At 73.0% G+C, this 15,713-nt stretch carries 16 protein-coding genes; 10 read left to right on the top strand and 6 right to left on the bottom strand.

Annotation, left to right across the window (positions count from 1 at the left end):
- Window positions 1-924 (bottom strand): TIGR03621 family F420-dependent LLM class oxidoreductase, encoded by a 924-nt coding sequence (locus AD017_RS07830; protein ID WP_082399116.1) that lies wholly within the window; start codon window positions 922-924, stop codon window positions 1-3.
- A gap of 98 nt (window positions 925-1,022) precedes the next feature.
- Between AD017_RS07830 and AD017_RS07825 the strand changes: the two genes are divergently transcribed.
- Window positions 1,023-2,228 (top strand): CaiB/BaiF CoA-transferase family protein, encoded by a 1,206-nt coding sequence (locus AD017_RS07825; protein ID WP_060573770.1) that lies wholly within the window; start codon window positions 1,023-1,025, stop codon window positions 2,226-2,228.
- Entirely contained in the window at window positions 2,225-3,370 is a 1,146-nt protein-coding gene (locus AD017_RS07820; protein ID WP_060573769.1) for an aromatic ring-hydroxylating dioxygenase subunit alpha, read from the top strand. The genes AD017_RS07825 and AD017_RS07820 overlap by 4 nt, the downstream gene beginning before the upstream one ends.
- Window positions 3,371-3,389: 19 nt before the next feature.
- Here the strand turns inward: AD017_RS07820 and AD017_RS07815 are convergent, their stop codons facing one another.
- The gene (locus tag AD017_RS07815; protein ID WP_202968839.1) at window positions 3,390-3,995 is read right to left on the bottom strand and encodes a TetR/AcrR family transcriptional regulator; all 606 of its coding nucleotides are present in this window, start codon (window positions 3,993-3,995) and stop codon (window positions 3,390-3,392) included.
- A gap of 120 nt (window positions 3,996-4,115) precedes the next feature.
- Between AD017_RS07815 and AD017_RS07810 the strand changes: the two genes are divergently transcribed.
- The 3 genes from AD017_RS07810 to AD017_RS07800 are packed head-to-tail and all read left to right on the top strand — an operon-like array spanning window position 4,116 to window position 6,581.
- Entirely contained in the window at window positions 4,116-4,877 is a 762-nt protein-coding gene (locus tag AD017_RS07810) for an SDR family NAD(P)-dependent oxidoreductase (protein ID WP_060573768.1), read from the top strand.
- 28 nt (window positions 4,878-4,905) lie between these two features.
- Window positions 4,906-5,748, top strand: coding sequence for an enoyl-CoA hydratase/isomerase family protein (locus tag AD017_RS07805; RefSeq protein ID WP_060573767.1), 843 nt, complete (start codon window positions 4,906-4,908; stop codon window positions 5,746-5,748).
- Window positions 5,745-6,581, top strand: a complete 837-nt coding sequence (locus tag AD017_RS07800) for an SDR family NAD(P)-dependent oxidoreductase (protein WP_202968838.1) — start codon at window positions 5,745-5,747, stop codon at window positions 6,579-6,581. Before AD017_RS07805 ends, AD017_RS07800 begins: the two co-directional genes overlap by 4 nt.
- 36 nt (window positions 6,582-6,617) lie before the next feature.
- On the opposite strand, the gene AD017_RS07795 is transcribed toward AD017_RS07800, so the two are convergent.
- Window positions 6,618-8,138: a class I adenylate-forming enzyme family protein gene (locus AD017_RS07795; protein ID WP_060573766.1), complete on the bottom strand. Its 1,521-nt coding sequence runs from the start codon at window positions 8,136-8,138 to the stop codon at window positions 6,618-6,620.
- A 359-nt stretch (window positions 8,139-8,497) separates the two neighbouring features.
- A complete protein-coding gene (locus AD017_RS07790; RefSeq protein WP_082399114.1) occupies window positions 8,498-9,172 on the bottom strand; it encodes a TetR/AcrR family transcriptional regulator in 675 nt (224 codons plus the stop codon).
- Between the two features lie 119 nt (window positions 9,173-9,291).
- On the opposite strand from AD017_RS07790, the gene AD017_RS07785 reads away from it, so the two are divergent.
- From AD017_RS07785 to AD017_RS07765, 5 genes are all read left to right on the top strand, one after another.
- Entirely contained in the window at window positions 9,292-10,635 is a 1,344-nt protein-coding gene (locus AD017_RS07785) for an MFS transporter (protein ID WP_060573765.1), read from the top strand.
- Window positions 10,632-11,144 (top strand): lipocalin-like domain-containing protein, encoded by a 513-nt coding sequence (locus AD017_RS07780; protein WP_060573764.1) that lies wholly within the window; start codon window positions 10,632-10,634, stop codon window positions 11,142-11,144. The genes AD017_RS07785 and AD017_RS07780 overlap by 4 nt, the downstream gene beginning before the upstream one ends.
- A gap of 110 nt (window positions 11,145-11,254) precedes the next feature.
- Complete coding sequence (locus AD017_RS07775) at window positions 11,255-12,403, top strand: acetyl-CoA C-acyltransferase (RefSeq protein WP_060573763.1); 1,149 nt, start codon at window positions 11,255-11,257, stop codon at window positions 12,401-12,403.
- A 43-nt stretch (window positions 12,404-12,446) separates the two neighbouring features.
- Entirely contained in the window at window positions 12,447-13,208 is a 762-nt protein-coding gene (locus AD017_RS07770) for a 3-hydroxyacyl-CoA dehydrogenase (protein WP_010224644.1), read from the top strand.
- A gap of 28 nt (window positions 13,209-13,236) precedes the next feature.
- Entirely contained in the window at window positions 13,237-14,388 is a 1,152-nt protein-coding gene (locus AD017_RS07765) for an acyl-CoA dehydrogenase family protein (RefSeq protein ID WP_060573762.1), read from the top strand.
- On the opposite strand, the gene AD017_RS07760 is transcribed toward AD017_RS07765, so the two are convergent.
- Window positions 14,331-14,747: a putative immunity protein gene (locus tag AD017_RS07760; RefSeq protein ID WP_060573761.1), complete on the bottom strand. Its 417-nt coding sequence runs from the start codon at window positions 14,745-14,747 to the stop codon at window positions 14,331-14,333. The genes AD017_RS07765 and AD017_RS07760 overlap by 58 nt on opposite strands.
- 14 nt (window positions 14,748-14,761) lie before the next feature.
- Window positions 14,762-15,667, bottom strand: a complete 906-nt coding sequence (locus AD017_RS07755) for a LysR family transcriptional regulator (RefSeq protein ID WP_082539061.1) — start codon at window positions 15,665-15,667, stop codon at window positions 14,762-14,764.
- Window positions 15,668-15,713: the final 46 nt, after the last annotated feature.

The raw sequence follows: 15,713 nt of genomic DNA, 5'->3' as shown, positions 1-15,713 counted from the left end.
TCAGGTCCCGGCGAGCTCGGCGACGACCGGGGCCATCCGCTCCAGCAGCGTCTCGTTCACCGTCAGGTAGCTCACGCCCGTCTCGTCGCGGCGGCGGCGGAGCTCGTCGGCGATCTCCGCGGTGTCCCCCACGAGCACGCTGGGCAGCCGGGGTACCTCGCCGGGCGCGACGCCGAAGCTGTCGGCCAGCCGGTCGATCCGGGCGGTGTCGGCGCGGTCGTGGATCCCGGTGATCGACATGTGCAGCTCGACCGTGGCCCCGCGGGCCGCGGCCACCTCCCGGATCCGGGCCGCCTTGGCCATGACCTGCTCCCGTCCGGTGGTCCGTGCCGCGGCGCGGCCGATCCGGCCGCTCCGCATGTCCGGGGCGATCCCGACGACGTCGGCGTGCCGGGCCGCGAGATCGAGCACCCGCCGCCCGCCGCCGCCCACGAGCAGCCGCGGCGGGGTCGCGGTGGCGGCACCCTCCGGCAGGTCCTCCAGCACGTAGTGCGTCCCGGCGAACGACGTCCGCCCGGCCCAGCACCCCCGGATCAGCGCGAGGGCCTCGCCGAGGCGGTCGACCCGCTCGGCGGGCTCCCGGAACGGACGGCCGAGCATCGTGTGGTCGGCGGCCATCCAGCCCGCCCCGATGCCCAGTTCGAACCGGCCGCCGGTCGCGGCGGCGAGCCACGCGGCGTCCCGCGCGACGACGGCCGGGTGGCCGGTCTCGTTGTCCAGCACCAGCGTCCCGACGGTCAGCCCCGACGTGGCCGCGGCCGCCGTCGCGAGGGCGGGCAGCGGCGGTACCGACGGCACGCTGAAGTGCTGGGGGACCTGGAGCACGGACCAGCCCTGGTCCTCGACCCGCCGGGCGAACGCCGGCCAGCCTCCTGGACCGCAGGTGGCACCGGTGCTGAGCACTCCGAAACGGAATCCCGACATCGCTTCACCTTAAGGCAGAAGGTAGCGTCCAGTGTCGTGAGATGATTGACAGATATTGTCTCACGTGTCACGGTTCGGCGACGGACGGAGGAGGAGTGGTGGGCGGATACTCGTTGCTCGACGGCGTGCGCGTCGTCGAGGTCGCGCAGCTGGCGCCGTCGTCGGTCGGCGGGCACCTCGCCGATCTCGGCGCCGACGTCATCAAGATCGAGACGCCCGGCCGCGGCGAGGGCGTCCGGTACGCCGGGGCGCAGGCCGTCGGCGGACCGGACGGCCCCGGGTTCATGCACCTGCGGTGGAACCGCGGCAAGCGCAGCGTCGAGCTCGACCTGCGCACGGCGGAGGGCGCCGAGGCGTTCCTCCGGCTCGCCGCGTCCGCCGACGCGGTGGTCGAGGGGACGAGGCACGGGTACCTCGACCGGCTCGAACTCGGCTGGGAGCGCCTGGCCGGGCAGCGCCCGTCGACCGTGCTGTGCGAGGTCTCCGGCACCGGGGCCGAGGGGCCGTACCGGGACCTCGCCACCGGCGGGATGTGGTTCGACGCCTACGCCGGGCTGCGCACGGTGGACACCGCGCGGCCGTCCCCGCCCGGGGTGATGGGCGGCTCGGGGGAGACCCCGCAGGCGATGTACGCCGTGGGCGCGTACGGCGCGATGGCGGTCCTGGCGGCGGTGCTGCGGGCACGCACCACCGGAGAGGGCGCGCGCCTGCAGGTGAGCAGCGCCGACGTCGCGATCGCCTGGATGCCGGACCGGATCGACGGCGCGCTGAACGCCGGCCGCACCCACCGGCGTCCGGGCTGGACCGCCGACGGGCGGCTGCCGGACTGGCCGCTGCTCGACGCGTACGCCACGAAGGACGGCGGCGCCATGGTGTTCGGCTCGCACACGCCGAAGTTCTGGCGGGCGTTCTGCGACGCGGTCGACCGGCCGGACCTGCTGGAGGTCGATCTCGTGTCGGTGGACGAGGGGTCCGACGCGCGCGCCCGGCACGTCTGGCGGGAGCTCGACGCGGTGTTCCGCACCCGGACGCGGGCCGAGTGGACCGCGCTGTTCCTGGCCCGCGACATCGCGGGAGGCCCGGTCAACACCGTGACCGAGCTGGTGGACGACCCGCACTTCACGGCCCGCGCCACCACCTACGACCAGGACGGGTTCCGGTTCGCCGCCAGCCCCGTCCGGGTCGTCGGCGAGGAGTTCGCGCCGCAGCGGGCCCCGGACCTCGGGGCCCACACCGACGAGGTGCTCGGGGAGATCCGAGCGTCCCGCCCGTCGACCACCACCACCCTGGGGACCGAGACATGACACTGCTGAACGACGACGTCGCACACACCCTCGCCGAGCACCTGCGCGCCGGGACCACGGAGATGTCCCCGACCGATCTCCGGGTGCCGATCTCGCACTTCGTCGGTGAGGAGCGGGCCGCGCAGGAGCGGGCGCTCCTGAAGCGGCTGCCGGTGATCATCGGGCACGGTTCGGAGATCGCGAGGCCCGGCAGCTTCCTGACCCGCGAGATCCTCGGGATGCCGCTGATCGTCGTCCGCCGGTCGGACGGCACGGTCGGCTCCTACCTCAACATCTGCCGGCACCGCGGCGGCCGGGTGGAGGACGAGCCGTGCGGTCAGAAGCGGATCTTCACCTGCCATTACCACGGCTGGAGCTACTCCCGGGAGGACGGCGGCCTGCGCGGCGTGCCGTACGACGACTTCTACACCCACGTCGACAAGGACCGGCACGGCCTGCACCGGATCCGGACCGAGGAGCGGCACGGCTTCCTGTTCGCCGTCCTGTCCGGTGACCAGGACCTCGAGATCGACGACTGGCTGGGGCCGGAGGTGGACGCGCAGCTGTCGCCCTACGGCCTCGGCGGCGCCGAGATCTTCCTCGACGAGTCGTTCACCCTGGACATCAACTGGAAGATCGTTCTCGACGGTGCGATCGACGTCCTGCACCCGAAGTTCCTGCACCCCGAGGGCGTCGGGAAGCTGATCGAGACGAACACCAGCGTGTGGCGGCAGTACGGCCGGCACGGCCAGTCCTTCAGCCCGCGGACCCGGATGGGCGACCTCGCCCGCGCCGGGGAGGAGGTCGACGCCGACTTCCGGCTGCTGGGCAGCAACCTGTTCCTCTACCCGAACTCCATGGTCATCTCGACGCCGGACCACGTGGAGTTCTGGACCGTGTGGCCCGACACGACCGACCCGAACCGGTCGACGACGCAGATCCGGTTCCTGGTCCGCCCGGAGAAGCGGACCGAGCGGATCGAGCGGCGGATCCGGCGGAGCTGGGAGATCCTGCAGGACGCCGCCGTGAACGAGGACTGGCCGATGGAGCTGACGATCCAGCAGAACGCGGCCGCCTGGCCGCACGGGACGTTCCTCTACGGCCGCAACGAGCAGGCCTGCCAGCACCTGCACCGCGAGCTCGCCGCCGACCTGGGTGACTGACGCGCTCCGGCCGGCCCGCTCAGCGGGCCGCCGTGAGCGCGGGCACGACGAAGTCGGCCACGAGCCGGCGGATGCGGTCCGTGTCCTCCGGCGTGTCCTCCAGCTGGACGATGAACATGATCTCCAGCCGGGAGATCCACTCGCACAGGCCGACCAGGTCGAGGTCCGCCCGGATCTCGCCGGTGTCCCGTGCCGCGGCCAGGACGGGCTCCCAGAACTCGTGGGTCAGCTCCGTCGCCAGCCCGGTCGAGCTCAGGAGGGTGTTCGCCAGCGCCATCTGCTCGGGGGAGACGAGCGCGTGCATCAGCGGGTCCCGGTGCCCGACCCGGACGTTGAGCGTGATGCCCTCCACGACGCGCTCGGTGAGCGAGCCCAGCGCCATGATCCGGGCCCGGCTGCGCTCGATGTTCATCCGTGCGCGGCGGCGGACCAGCGCCGTCAGCAGGCTCTCCCGGTCGGAGAACGTGCGGTAGAGCGTCGCGCGGGAGATCTCCGCCGCCGACGCGACGTCCTCCATCGTCGTCTTGGCGATGCCGTAGTGGGCGAAGCACGCGTCGGCGGCGTCGAGGATCCGCTCGACGGCAGCGGAGGGCCGGGCGGTCACCGGAGGCGAGCGGTCGGGCACCGGCCCAGCATACGGAGCGGCCCCGATGTTCCTCGACGCTCGTCCCGTGCAGGCGCTGTGACAATGGACGGTATTCGTCTCACGTGTCAGGATGATCGGAACCGAGGAGAGGACGTACGCGTGCCGTCACCCGACGCCGCGGCCCGGCGGGTCGCGCTGCTCACCGGAGGGGCCCGCGGGATCGGGGCCGCGGTCGCCCGGCGGCTCGCGGCCGACGGCCACGCCGTCGCCGTCGACTACGCGACCAGCGGGGCCGAGGCCGAGGCGCTCGTCGAGGAGATCCGGGGAGCCGGCGGGACCGCGGAGTGCCTGCAGGCCGACGTCACCGATCCCGCCGCGGTGACGGAGCTGGTCGAGCGGGTGACCGCGCTGTGGGCCGCACCGTCGGTCCTGGTCAACAACGCCGGGATGAACCTGACCGCGTCGGCCCGGCGGCTCGACCCCGCCGACTGGGACCGGGTGATCGGCGTCAACCTCAGCGGGGCCTTCTACTGCACGCACGCCGTGCTCCCGGCGATGTACGAGGCGGGGCACGGCCGGATCGTGTTCGTCGGCAGCCCGGCGGCCGGCCGGTCGGTCCTGCCCGGGACCGGCGCCTACGCCGCCGCGAAGGCGGGCGTCGGGGCGCTGGTCGAGGTGCTGGCCAAGGAGACGGCGCGCCGCGGGATCACGGTCAACTCGGTGATCCCGGGGTTCGTCGAGACCGGGATGACCCGCGGCGAGGGGGAGAAGGCCATGGAGGTCCTCCGTGGACAGTGGCCGGAGATCCCGCCCGACGCCGTCGCCGACGCCGTGTCCTACCTGGTCTCGGACCGCGCGGCACACGTCTCGGGTGAGCAGCTGGGTGTGTGGCTGGGCGGTCCGTCCGGCCTGCACCGGTGAGCCCGCCGAGAGAACCCCTGGAGGACGGATGACGACCACCGGCGACGCCGTACCCGTACCGGACGACCGGCCGGTCCTGACCGACCGGCCGGAGCCGGGGATCCTGCGGATCACCCTGAACCGGCCCGGAGCGCTCAACGCCATGGGTGCGGAGCTGGTCGAGGCCCTGCACGACGAGCTGCGCGCGGTCCAGGAGGACTCCGGGGTCCGCGCGATCGTGCTGACCGGCGCCGGCCGGGCGTTCTGCGCGGGCCTCGACCTCCGCGGCTACGGGGACCCACCGGGCAGCCCTGCGGAGGAGGGACGCTCCCAGGCGGGGATGCGCGTCCAGCAGCACATCTCGAGCCTCGGCGAGACCTTCCGGCGGGTCCGGGCCCCGATCATCGGCGCCGTCAACGGCGCGGCGGTCGGTGGCGGCATGGCGCTGGCCGTGTTCTGCGACATCCGGCTGATGGCACGTTCGGCGATCCTGCAGGCGTCGTTCATCCGGCGCGGACTCGGCGGCACCGACATCGGGCTGAGCTGGCTGCTGCCCCGGATGGTCGGCTTCGCCCGGGCGACCGACCTGATCCTCACCGGCCGGACGGTCGACGCGGACGAGGCGGAGCGGATCGGCCTGGTCGCGGCGGTCGTCGACGACGACGCACTGCAGGAGGCCGCCCTGGAACGGGCCCGGCTCATCGCCGGCCACAGCCCGTTCGGTGTGTGGATGAGCAAGGAGGTCCTGTGGGCGAACCAGGAGACCGGCAGCTTCCAGGCCGCGGTCGAGCTGGAGAACCGCTCGCAGATCCTGACCGCGCTGACGAAGGACCACCGCGAGGCGGTCGAGGCGTTCCTGGAGAAGCGCCCGCCCGTGTTCCGGGACCGGTGACCGGGCCCGCGCTGGCCGGGCGCACCGCGGTCGTGACCGGGGCGGCGAGCGGGATCGGGGCGGCGGTCGCCGCGCGGTTCGTCGCCGAGGGGGCCTCGGTGCTGGTGTGCGACGTCGACACCGAGCGCGGTGCGGCGCTCGCCGGCGAGCTGGGGCCGCGGGCCCGGTTCCGGCGGGTCGACGTGCTGCGGGAGTCCGACGTGGAGGGCGCCGTCGCGGAGGTGCTCGACCGGGACGGCCGGCTGGACTGCCTGGTCGCCAACGCCGGTGCCGTCGGCCGGTGGCGCTTCGTGGACGACATCCCGGCCGACGAGTGGGACGCCGCGTTCGCGCTGCTCTGCCGCTCGGTCCTGTTCGGGATCAGGTACGCGGTGCCGCCGATGCGGGCCGCCGGGCACGGCAGCATCGTCGCCACCGGCAGCGTGGCGGGCCTGCGGACCGGGTACGGCCCGCACGCCTACGGGGCGGCGAAGGCCGCGGTCGCCCAGCTCGTCCGCAGCGCCGCCGTCGAGCTCGCCCCCGACGGGATCCGGGTGAACACGCTCGTCCCCGGCGGTGTGGCGACACGGATCGTGGGGCACGGCGCGGGCCTCACCGGTGACGCACTGGACCGCTCGGTCGACACCGTCCGGGAGAACCTGCGGTCGTTGCAGCCGCTGCCCCGCGCCGGGGAGCCCGACGACCTGGCCGACGCCGCGGTGTTCCTCGCCTCGGACGCGTCGGGCTTCGTCACCGGTCAGGAGCTGGTCGTGGACGGCGGCGCGTCCCTGGGCCGGGGGTGGCCCGCCGACGCGGTCCGGGCGGCGTCCCGGGCGCGGCGGCGCCACCGCTGACCCGGCGGGCCCGGACCGGGCCCGCCGGGCCGGTGGTCAGGCGGGTGTCGTGTCGCGCAGGGAGACCGCCTCGGGCGGGACCTCCCGGAACCTCTCGCGCAGCGCGGCCTTGGTCAGCTTCCCGGAGAAGGTCCGCGGCAGCGGATCCGGCGAGGCGACGGCGTGCCGCGGCTGCTTGAACCGCGCGAGCCGGGACCCGGCGGCGGCGGCGAGCTCCGCGACGACGACGGACGCGTCGCGCTCGGAGTGGAAGACGACCATCGGCACCTCGCCCCACACCTCGTCGGGGACCCCGATGACGGCGAGGTCACCCACCCCGGGGACGGCCGCGAGCACCTTCTCGATCTCGGCCGGATAGACGTTGATGCCGCCGGAGATCACCAGGTCCTTGCTCCGGTCCACGATGGACAGGAAACCCTCGTCGTCCATCCGGCCGAGGTCCCCGGTGTGCAGCCACCCGTCGACGACGGTCTCGGCGGTCGCCTCCGGCCTGCGCCAGTACTCGCGCATCACGTGCGGGCCGCGGACGAGCACCTCACCGACCTCACCGGTGGCCGCGGCGACCCGGACCTCGGTGCCGACCAGCGCCCGGCCGCAGGACTCGGGGCGGTGCAGCGCGTCGTGCCATGGCAGGCTGGTGACCAGGCCGGACGCCTCGGTCAGGCCGTAGACCTGGTTCAGCGGGACGCCCCGGTCGCGGTAGGCACGCAGGGTCTCGGTCGCGACGGGCGCGCCGCCGGCGGCGGCGTAGGTGAAGGCGGAGAGTGCGGCGTCGGCGAAGCCGGAACGGGCGGCCATCCGCTGCCAGATCACCGGGACGAACGTCGCCGCGGTGACCCGCTCGCGCACCATGATCTCCAGGCTGCGCTCCGAGTCGAAGTCGGCGAGCAGCACCATGGTCGCGCCCGGGTAGATCACGAGCTGCACGAACACCGACACGACGGAGCCGGTGTAGACCAGCGGGGCGGGTACCAGGACGCGGTCCCGCCAGGACAGGCCGTAGGCGATCATCTGCGCCTGGGCGGGCGCGAGGACGCTGCGGTGGGTCAGCAGTGCGCCCTTCTGCACGCCGGTGGTGCCCGAGGTGTAGCAGAGGAAGGCGCCGTCGTCGTCGGCGATGTCGGCCGACGGTGCCGGGCCGGGGGTGCCGAGCAGCGTGTCGTACCCGGGGACGGCGGTCGAGCCCAGCGAGACGACGTCGTGACGTCCGTCGCCGTCGGCGACCAGGGAGAGCAGCGACTCCTCGGTGACGACCAGGGAGCAGTCCGCGTCGTCCAGTAGTTCGGCGAGCTCGCCGGACAGCAGCCGGAAGTTCAGCGGGACGCAGATCGCGCCGAGCTTGAGCACCGCCACCATGGTCCGGGCGAGCTCGGGGCGGTTGTGCATGAGCACCGCGACCCGGTCACCCCGGGCGATCCCGCGGGCGGCGAGACCGCGGGCGAGGTCGTCGGTCGCGGCGTCGAACGCGCTCCAGGACTCGGCGGCGCCCTCGAAGGCGATCGCGTCGTGGTCGGGCCGGGTGCGGGCCCAGAATCGGACGAGCTCGGGGACGTTCATCGGCTGCTCCGGTGGTGGGACGTCGGGTCGGGACGGACGCGGTGCTCACGGGCCCGTCGCCGAGCGCGCCGGTGCGGTCGTGGTCCTGCATGTCCAGACTGACACGTGAGACAAAGAACGTCTAAAGTCTCATCGTGTTGCGACCTGCTCCCGGCCGATCCCGGCGCGCGGAACTTCCGAGGGGGCATGCGCGAATGGTCCGGGCCGGCTCCGGGAACGGTGTCCGATCGGTGACCGGAAAGCGACGGAATGTGTTCGCGTGGCGATCTCCGTCGTCGGGGTCGCGATATGGGGACGCGATTCGGGAATGGTGGCCGACCGTCCTGACGGAAGTACCTTACGGCGATAGGTAGAGAGTGTCAAGGGTCACTCCGGGGGGTCACGGCGTCCGTCGTCGCGGGTCTCGCGGGCGTCTCCGGCCGCATGGCGTCGATGCCGCGCAGGAACGTCCGGACGGACTCGGCCCAGAGGGTCTCGGGGTCGAGCGCGTTGTTGCCGATCGCCCGGACCAGGGCCGGGTGCTGCTGCGGGTTCGCGTGCGGGAAGACTCGGTCCTGTCCGGCCGGCGCCTTCATCGCATCCGTCAGTGCGGCGCCGAGGGTGAGGCGGTCGAGCCCGTCGAGGACGAGGACGTGCAGGTGGGGCGGGATGCCGACCTCCTCCAGGAAGGTCGCCGAGGTCTCGTAGACCGGCGTGAAGACCTCGCGCGGCATGAACTCCAGCAGGATCGGCGCGGCGTGGGCGTGGCGCAGGATCGTCCGGCGGAAGAGCAGGCTCAGGGCGACGAAGTACTCGATCCAGTCGTCCGTGTCCCGGGCGACCGGCTGCGGCGTCTCGCGGATGATCGACCGGGCGACGGCCTCGAGGATCGATGCCTTGTCCGGGAAGTGGTGGTAGAGCGAGGGGGCCTGCACGCCCATCTCGCGGGCGAGCCGGGTGAGGCTGAACGCCTCCAGTCCGTCGGCGTCGATGATCGCGAGCGCTGCCGTGACGATGATTCTCCGGCTCAGCATCGGGCGGTCGGGTCGTGGCATGGAGGAATCATGCCGGACCGTCGGAGAAATGGTTGACCGCTTCTCACCTAATTGCATAAGGTTCGGCCTCCTCGCGCGCCCGTTCCCGGCCGACGCGACCCAGCACACGGAGGACGTCGATGTCCAGATCCGCCACACGCAGCACCGGGTTCCGGGCCGTCGTGTCCACCTGCCTCGCGGTGACCGTCCTCGACGGGGTCGACCTGCTCATGTTCGGAGCGGTCCTCCCGGTCCTGCTGCAGGACCAGGTGTGGGGCATGACGACCGTCGAGGCCGGACTGATCGGCAGCGTCTCGCTGTTCGGCATGATGATCGGGGCGATGCTGGCGGGGTGCCTGACCGACATCGTGGGCCGGCGGCCCATCGTGCTCGGCTGCGTCGCGAGCTTCAGCGTGTTCACCGGGTTGTGCGCGCTCGCCCCGAGCCTGGAGGTCTTCGCGATCCTGCGCTTCCTGGCGGGGCTCGGGTTCGGCGGCGCGCTGCCGACCGTCATCGCGCTGACCATGGAGTACGTGCGGATCGAGCGGCGTCAGTTCTACAACGGCGTCGTCCAGACGGGGTTCCCGATCGGCGGCGCGCTCGTGTCGGTCATCGCCATCGTCGTCATCCCGGTCTTCGGGTGGCAGTCCCTGTTCGCCGCGGCGGGCCTGGTGGGGATCGTGCTGTTCGTCGTCGCCTACCGGAACCTGCCCGAGTCGATGGCGTTCCTCGTCGCCCGCGGCCGTGCCGACGAGGCCGCGGAGCTCGCCCGCCGGTACGAGGTCGGCGTCGCCGCCGAGTCCGGCCTCGCCGTCCGGCAGGGCGCCACCGCCGGGGACGAGCGGCGCTCGGCGTTCCGCCTGTTGTCCGCCCCGGGGTTCCGCGTGGCCGCCGTGCTGTTCCCGCTGATCAGCTTCTTCGGGTTGCTCGTCTCCTACGGTATGAACACCTGGATCCCGCAGATCCTCCGCACGACCGGCTACGACCTCGGCTCGGCGCTGTCGTTCATGCTGGCGTTCAACCTCGGCAGCGCCGTCGGCATGGTCGTCCTGACGGGGCTCGCCGACCGCTTCGGCTCGCGCCGGGTCATCTCCACCGGGTTCCTGGCCGGCGCGGCGGCCGTCGCGGCCCTGACCCTGGGGCCGGCCCAGGGGGTCGTGTTCGGCCTGGTGCTGCTGATCGGGTTCTGCGCGTCGTCCCAGTCCGCGGTGTACGGCTTCGCCGGCGTCTACTACCCGGCTGCCGCGCGGGGCACGGTCCTCGGGCTGTGCACCGGGCTCGGCCGGCTGGGCGGGGTCGCCGGGCCGATCATGGTCGGCATCGTCATCGCGGCCCCGGCCGGTGCGACCGGCGTGTTCTGGGCGTTCACGGCGGTCGGGCTCGTCGCCGCGGTGCTCGTCGCACTGGTCCCGCGGACCGGGCTCACCGACCGGCCCCGCCCGGTCGTGGACGACGGCCCCGCGGACCGTCAGGTCCCGGCGTGACCGGGGCGGACCCGCGGTCGCCGTGGGAGCGCCTGCTCGGGACCTGGGACCTCGTGTCGTTCGTCCGGCTCGTCGACGGCGACCCGATCGGTGACGTCCTCGGGCCCGATCCGGTCGGCCGGCTGACCTACCAGGCGGACGGGCGCGTCACCGCCCTGCTCGCGCGTCGCGACCGTCCGTGGCGGTCCGGTGAGACCTTCCTGTCCGCCGGCGACGAGGCCCGCGGGGCCGCTGCGCGTGAGTTCGTCGCCTACTCGGGCCGGTTCGAGGTCGTGGACGACCGCGTCGTGCACCACGTGGACATCTCGCTGTACCCGGAGCACCCGGGGACCGACCTGGTGCGGACGGTGTCCTGGCGCGACGGGCTGCTCGAACTGCGCACGCCGTCGCGTGACACCCGGTCCGGGCGCTCGATGTGCGACCGCCTCACCTGGCGCCCGGAGTCCGGGGCCTGCCGTCCACCGTCGGTGACGAGCGCAACGGCGACACGGGGCCCGGAAGGGTGGTGAAACAGATGACGGATCCTGTAACACTGATGCATCAGCTCCGGGCCGCATCGTCGCGGCACTGACCGCGGACCGCCCCGGATGCCAACGACGTCGATCCCTGGAGGTCAATCGTGCGGGACGCAGTCATCGTCGAAGCGGTGCGCAGCCCGGTCGGCAAGCGCAAGGGCGGTCTGGCCGGGGTGCACCCGACCGATCTGTCGGCCCACGTGCTGCGGAGCGTGGCGGAGCGGTCGGGTGTCGACCCGGCTGAGATCGAGGACGTGATCTGGGGCTGCGTGTCGCAGTCCGGTGAGCAGACCCTGGACATCGCCCGCAACGCGGCGCTGGCGGCCGGGTTCCCGGAGTCGGTGACGGGTGTGACGGTCGACCGGCAGTGCGGGTCGAGCCAGCAGTCGGTGCACTTCGCGGCGGCGGGCCTGATCGCCGGGCAGTACGACGTGGTCGTCGCCGGTGGTGTGGAGTCGATGACCCGGGTGCCGATGTTCTCGTCGAGCCAGGGCGAGGACCCGCTCGGTGCGGACTTCGCGGCGCGGTACGGCACCGCCCCGAACCAGGGTGTGGGCGCGGAGATGATCGCCGAGAAGTGGGGCTTCTCGCGGCAGCAGCTCGACGAGTTCGCGCTGCAGTCGCACGCGCGTGCCGCCGAGGCGCAGGACGCGGGCCGGTTCGACGGCCAGATCGCGCCGCTGGCCGGGGTCGCCGCGGACGAGGGTGTGCGGCGGGGCGGGACGCTCGAGGGTCTCGCGCAGCTGAAGACGGTGTTCAAGGAGGCCGGCCAGGGTGGGGTGATCCATGCGGGGAACTCGTCGCAGATCTCCGACGGGTCGGCGGCGTTGCTGATGACGACCTCGGAGAAGGCTGCGGAGCTGGGGTTGCGTCCGGTGGCGCGGGTGCACACCGCGGTGCTGGCGGGTGCGGATCCGGTGATCATGTTGACGGCGCCGATCCCGGCGACGGAGAAGGCGCTGGCGAAGTCGGGGCTGGGTCTGTCGGACATCGGGGCGTTCGAGGTGAACGAGGCGTTCGCGCCGGTGCCGCTGGCGTGGCTGGCCGACATCGGTGGGGACGACGCGGGTGTGGCGCAGCGGTTGAACCCGAACGGTGGGGCGATCGCGCTGGGGCATCCGCTGGGTGGTTCGGGTGCGCGGATCATGACGACGCTGGTGCACCACATGCGGGACAACGGCATCCGTTACGGCCTGCAGACCATGTGCGAGGGCGGCGGGCAGGCGAACGCCACCATCCTCGAACTCCTCTGATCCCTACCTTCACACGTTCCCCACGGAAAGGACCGCTACAGACATGGACATCAACGGTTCCGTCGCCGTCGTCACCGGTGGGGCCTCCGGCCTCGGCCTGGCCACCACCGAGAAGCTCGTCGAGCAGGGCGGCAAGGTCGTGATCATCGACCTGCCGTCGTCGCAGGGCGAGGCCGTCGCCGACAAGCTCGGTGACGCGGTGCGCTTCGTGCCGGCCGACGTCACCGACGAGGCCCAGGTCGGTGCCGCGCTCGACGCCGCCGAGGAGCTCGGCACGGTGCGCATCGCCGTGAACTGCGCGGGCATCGGCAACGCCGCCAAGACCTACGGCAAGAAGGGCGCCTTCCCGCTGGACGGGTTCACGAAGGTGATCAACGTGAACCTGATCGGCACGTTCAACGTGATCCGGCTGGCTGCGGAGCGGATCGCGACGGCCGAGCCGGTCGACGGGGACCGCGGCGTGGTGATCAACACGGCGTCGGTGGCGGCGTTCGAGGGTCAGATCGGGCAGGCGGCGTACTCGGCGTCGAAGGGTGGCATCGTCGGGATGACGCTGCCGATCGCGCGTGACCTGGCCGACCTGGGGATCCGGGTGTGCACGATCGCGCCGGGGCTGTTCGAGACCCCGCTGCTCGGGGCGCTGCCCGAGGACGTGAAGGCGTCGCTGGGCAAGCAGGTGCCGCACCCGTCGCGGCTGGGGCAGCCCGCGGAGTACGCGAAGCTGGCCGCGCACATCGTCGAGAACCCGATGCTCAACGGCGAGACGATCCGCCTCGACGGCGCGATCCGGATGCAGCCGCGGTAGCGGGCCCGGCGCGAGGAGGAGACGTCCGATGCGGCGCACACTGTACGAGTCCGACCACGAGGACTTCCGGTCCGCGTTCCGAGCCTTCGTCGACAAGGAGGTCGCTCCGCACGGGGAGCGGTGGACCGCCGACGGGATCGTGCCCCGGGAGCTGTTCACGACGGCCGGCGCGAACGGCTTCCTGGGCATGGACGTGCCCGAGTCCTACGGCGGCGGCGGGGTCCCGGACTTCCGGTTCAACGCCGTCGTCATCGAGGAGCTGATGGACGCCGGTGCCGGCGGCCTGGGCCTCGGGATGACCCTGCACAACGACATCGTCATCCCGTACCTGCTCGCCTACGGCTCCGACGAGCAGAAGCAGCGCTGGCTCCCGGACGCGGTGAGCGGGAACGCGATCCTGGCGATCGCGATGACCGAGCCCGGAACCGGCTCGGACCTCGCCTCGATGACGACGACCGCGGTCCGGGAGGGCGACCACTACGTCGTCAACGGGTCCAAGACGTTCATCACCAACGGCATCAACGCCGACCTGGTGGTCGTGGCGGTGAAGACCGACCCGTCGCAGAAGCACAAGGGCATGAGCCTGCTGGTGCTCGAGCGCGGGATGGAGGGGTTCGAGCGCGGCCGGAACCTGGACAAGCTGGGCCAGCACGCGCAGGACACCGCCGAGCTGTCGTTCACCGACGTCCGGGTCCCGGTGGGGAACCTGCTCGGGCCCGACGAGGGCCAGGGCTTCACCCAGCTCGTCACCAACCTGCCCCAGGAACGGCTGTCGATCGCGGTCGCGGGCGTCGCCGCGGCCCGCACCGCCCTGACGCAGTCCCTGGAGTACGTGAAGGAGCGCAAGGCGTTCGGCTCGCCGATCGGCTCGTTCCAGAACTCGAAGTTCGTGCTGGCCGAGCTGGACACCGAGATCGACATCGCCGAGCACTACGTCGACGACTGCGTGCGCGCCCTCAACGCGGGCGAGCTGACCGCGGTCGACGCGTCGAAGGCGAAGTACTGGTGCACCGAGCTGCAGGGCCGGGTCGTCGACAAGTGCCTGCAGCTGCACGGCGGCTACGGCTACATGAGCGAGTACCCGATCTCCACGGCGTACGCCGACGCCCGGATCACCCGGATCTACGGCGGCACGACCGAGATCATGAAGGAGGTCATCGGCCGGGGCCTGGGACTCTGAGGCCCCGGGACCGCGGCGTCACCGGAGCGCCGCGTCCAATCGCCGGACCAGCTCGCCGACCCGTCCGCCCCCGCCGCGTGCCCCGCGGCGCGGGCGGCGTCGCTCGCCGCGGCCAGGCCCGCGTCGCGGGTCTCCTGCGCCGCACGGTGCGCGGCCCACGCGGCGTCCCTCGTCGCCCTGGTGCGGTCGGCGCCCCCGGCGAACGCGTGGGCCGCGTCCACCGCGTCGCGCGGGCGCGGGTCGCCCGGACACGCGTGCTCGACGATCTCCAGGGCGGGCCGCGCGCACGCCACGGCGAACGCGGTGACGGCCCGGAGCTCGTCGTGGCCCAGCGGGATCGTCGTCGGGTCGTCCGGCACGGTGTCCCTCCCGGTCAGGGCCGTGTGCCGGGTGCGCGGTCCCGGTACCGCTCGACGACGAAGTCGGCGAACCGGGCCACGACGGGCGGGGCGGGCCGTTCCCGCAGCCAGGTCAACCCGATCGACCGGTGCGCCGTCGCGTCGGTCAGCGGGACGTAGGAGACGCCCGACTCGGCCCGGTCCGGCCGCGGCTCGGGCACGATCGCGACCCCCAGCCCGGCCGAGACGAACCCCTCCAGCGTGCCGATCTCGGTGCTCTCGAACGCGAACCGCGGGCTGAGCCCCGCCCGGGCGCAGAGCTCGTCGGTGAGCCGCCGCAGGCCGATCGGCGCGCGCAGCGCCACGAACGGGTCCGTCCCCGCCGCCGACAGCGCGACCCGCGGGCGGCCGGCGAGCCGGTGGTCGGCGGGGACGGCGAGGCACAGCTGCTGCCGGTACAGGCCGGTCCAGGCCAGCTCGTCGTCGTCCGGGCGCGGGGCGGTCAGCCCGAGGTCGGCGCGCCCGGCGCGGACGTGCTCGATGATCTCGTGCCCGGCGGCCTGGGTGAGCTCGAAGACGACCCCGGGGGCGTGCGAGCGGTAGGCCCGCAGCATCTCGGGGGTGAGGCCGGCCGCGATCGAGTGCAGGAACGCCAGCCGGACCGTGCCGTGGTCCGGGTCGCGCAGCGTCGCGATCCGGTCCCCGGCGGCGGCCAGCTCGGCGAGGCTGCGCCGGGCGTGTTCCAGCATGATCTCGCCGGAGGCGTTCAACCGGAGCCTGCGGGCGACCCGGTCGAACAGCGGGGCGCCGACCTGGCGCTCGAGCCGGCCCAGCGCGCGGGACAGCGTCGGCTGGGCGACGGAGAGCTTCTCCGCGGCCCGGGTCATGTGCTCGGTCTCGGCGAGCACGACGAACCACTCGAGCTCGTCCAGCGTCGTCACCGCCTCATCATGTCACCGCCCGCGATGCACCACGGACATGACGCGG

Origin of the sequence: Pseudonocardia sp. EC080619-01 (assembly GCF_001420995.1) — a bacterium.
Classification (GTDB): Bacteria; Actinomycetota; Actinomycetes; order Mycobacteriales; family Pseudonocardiaceae; genus Pseudonocardia.
Note: the sequence above shows the minus strand (reverse complement) of the source record. Positions and strands in the feature narration are given on the sequence as shown.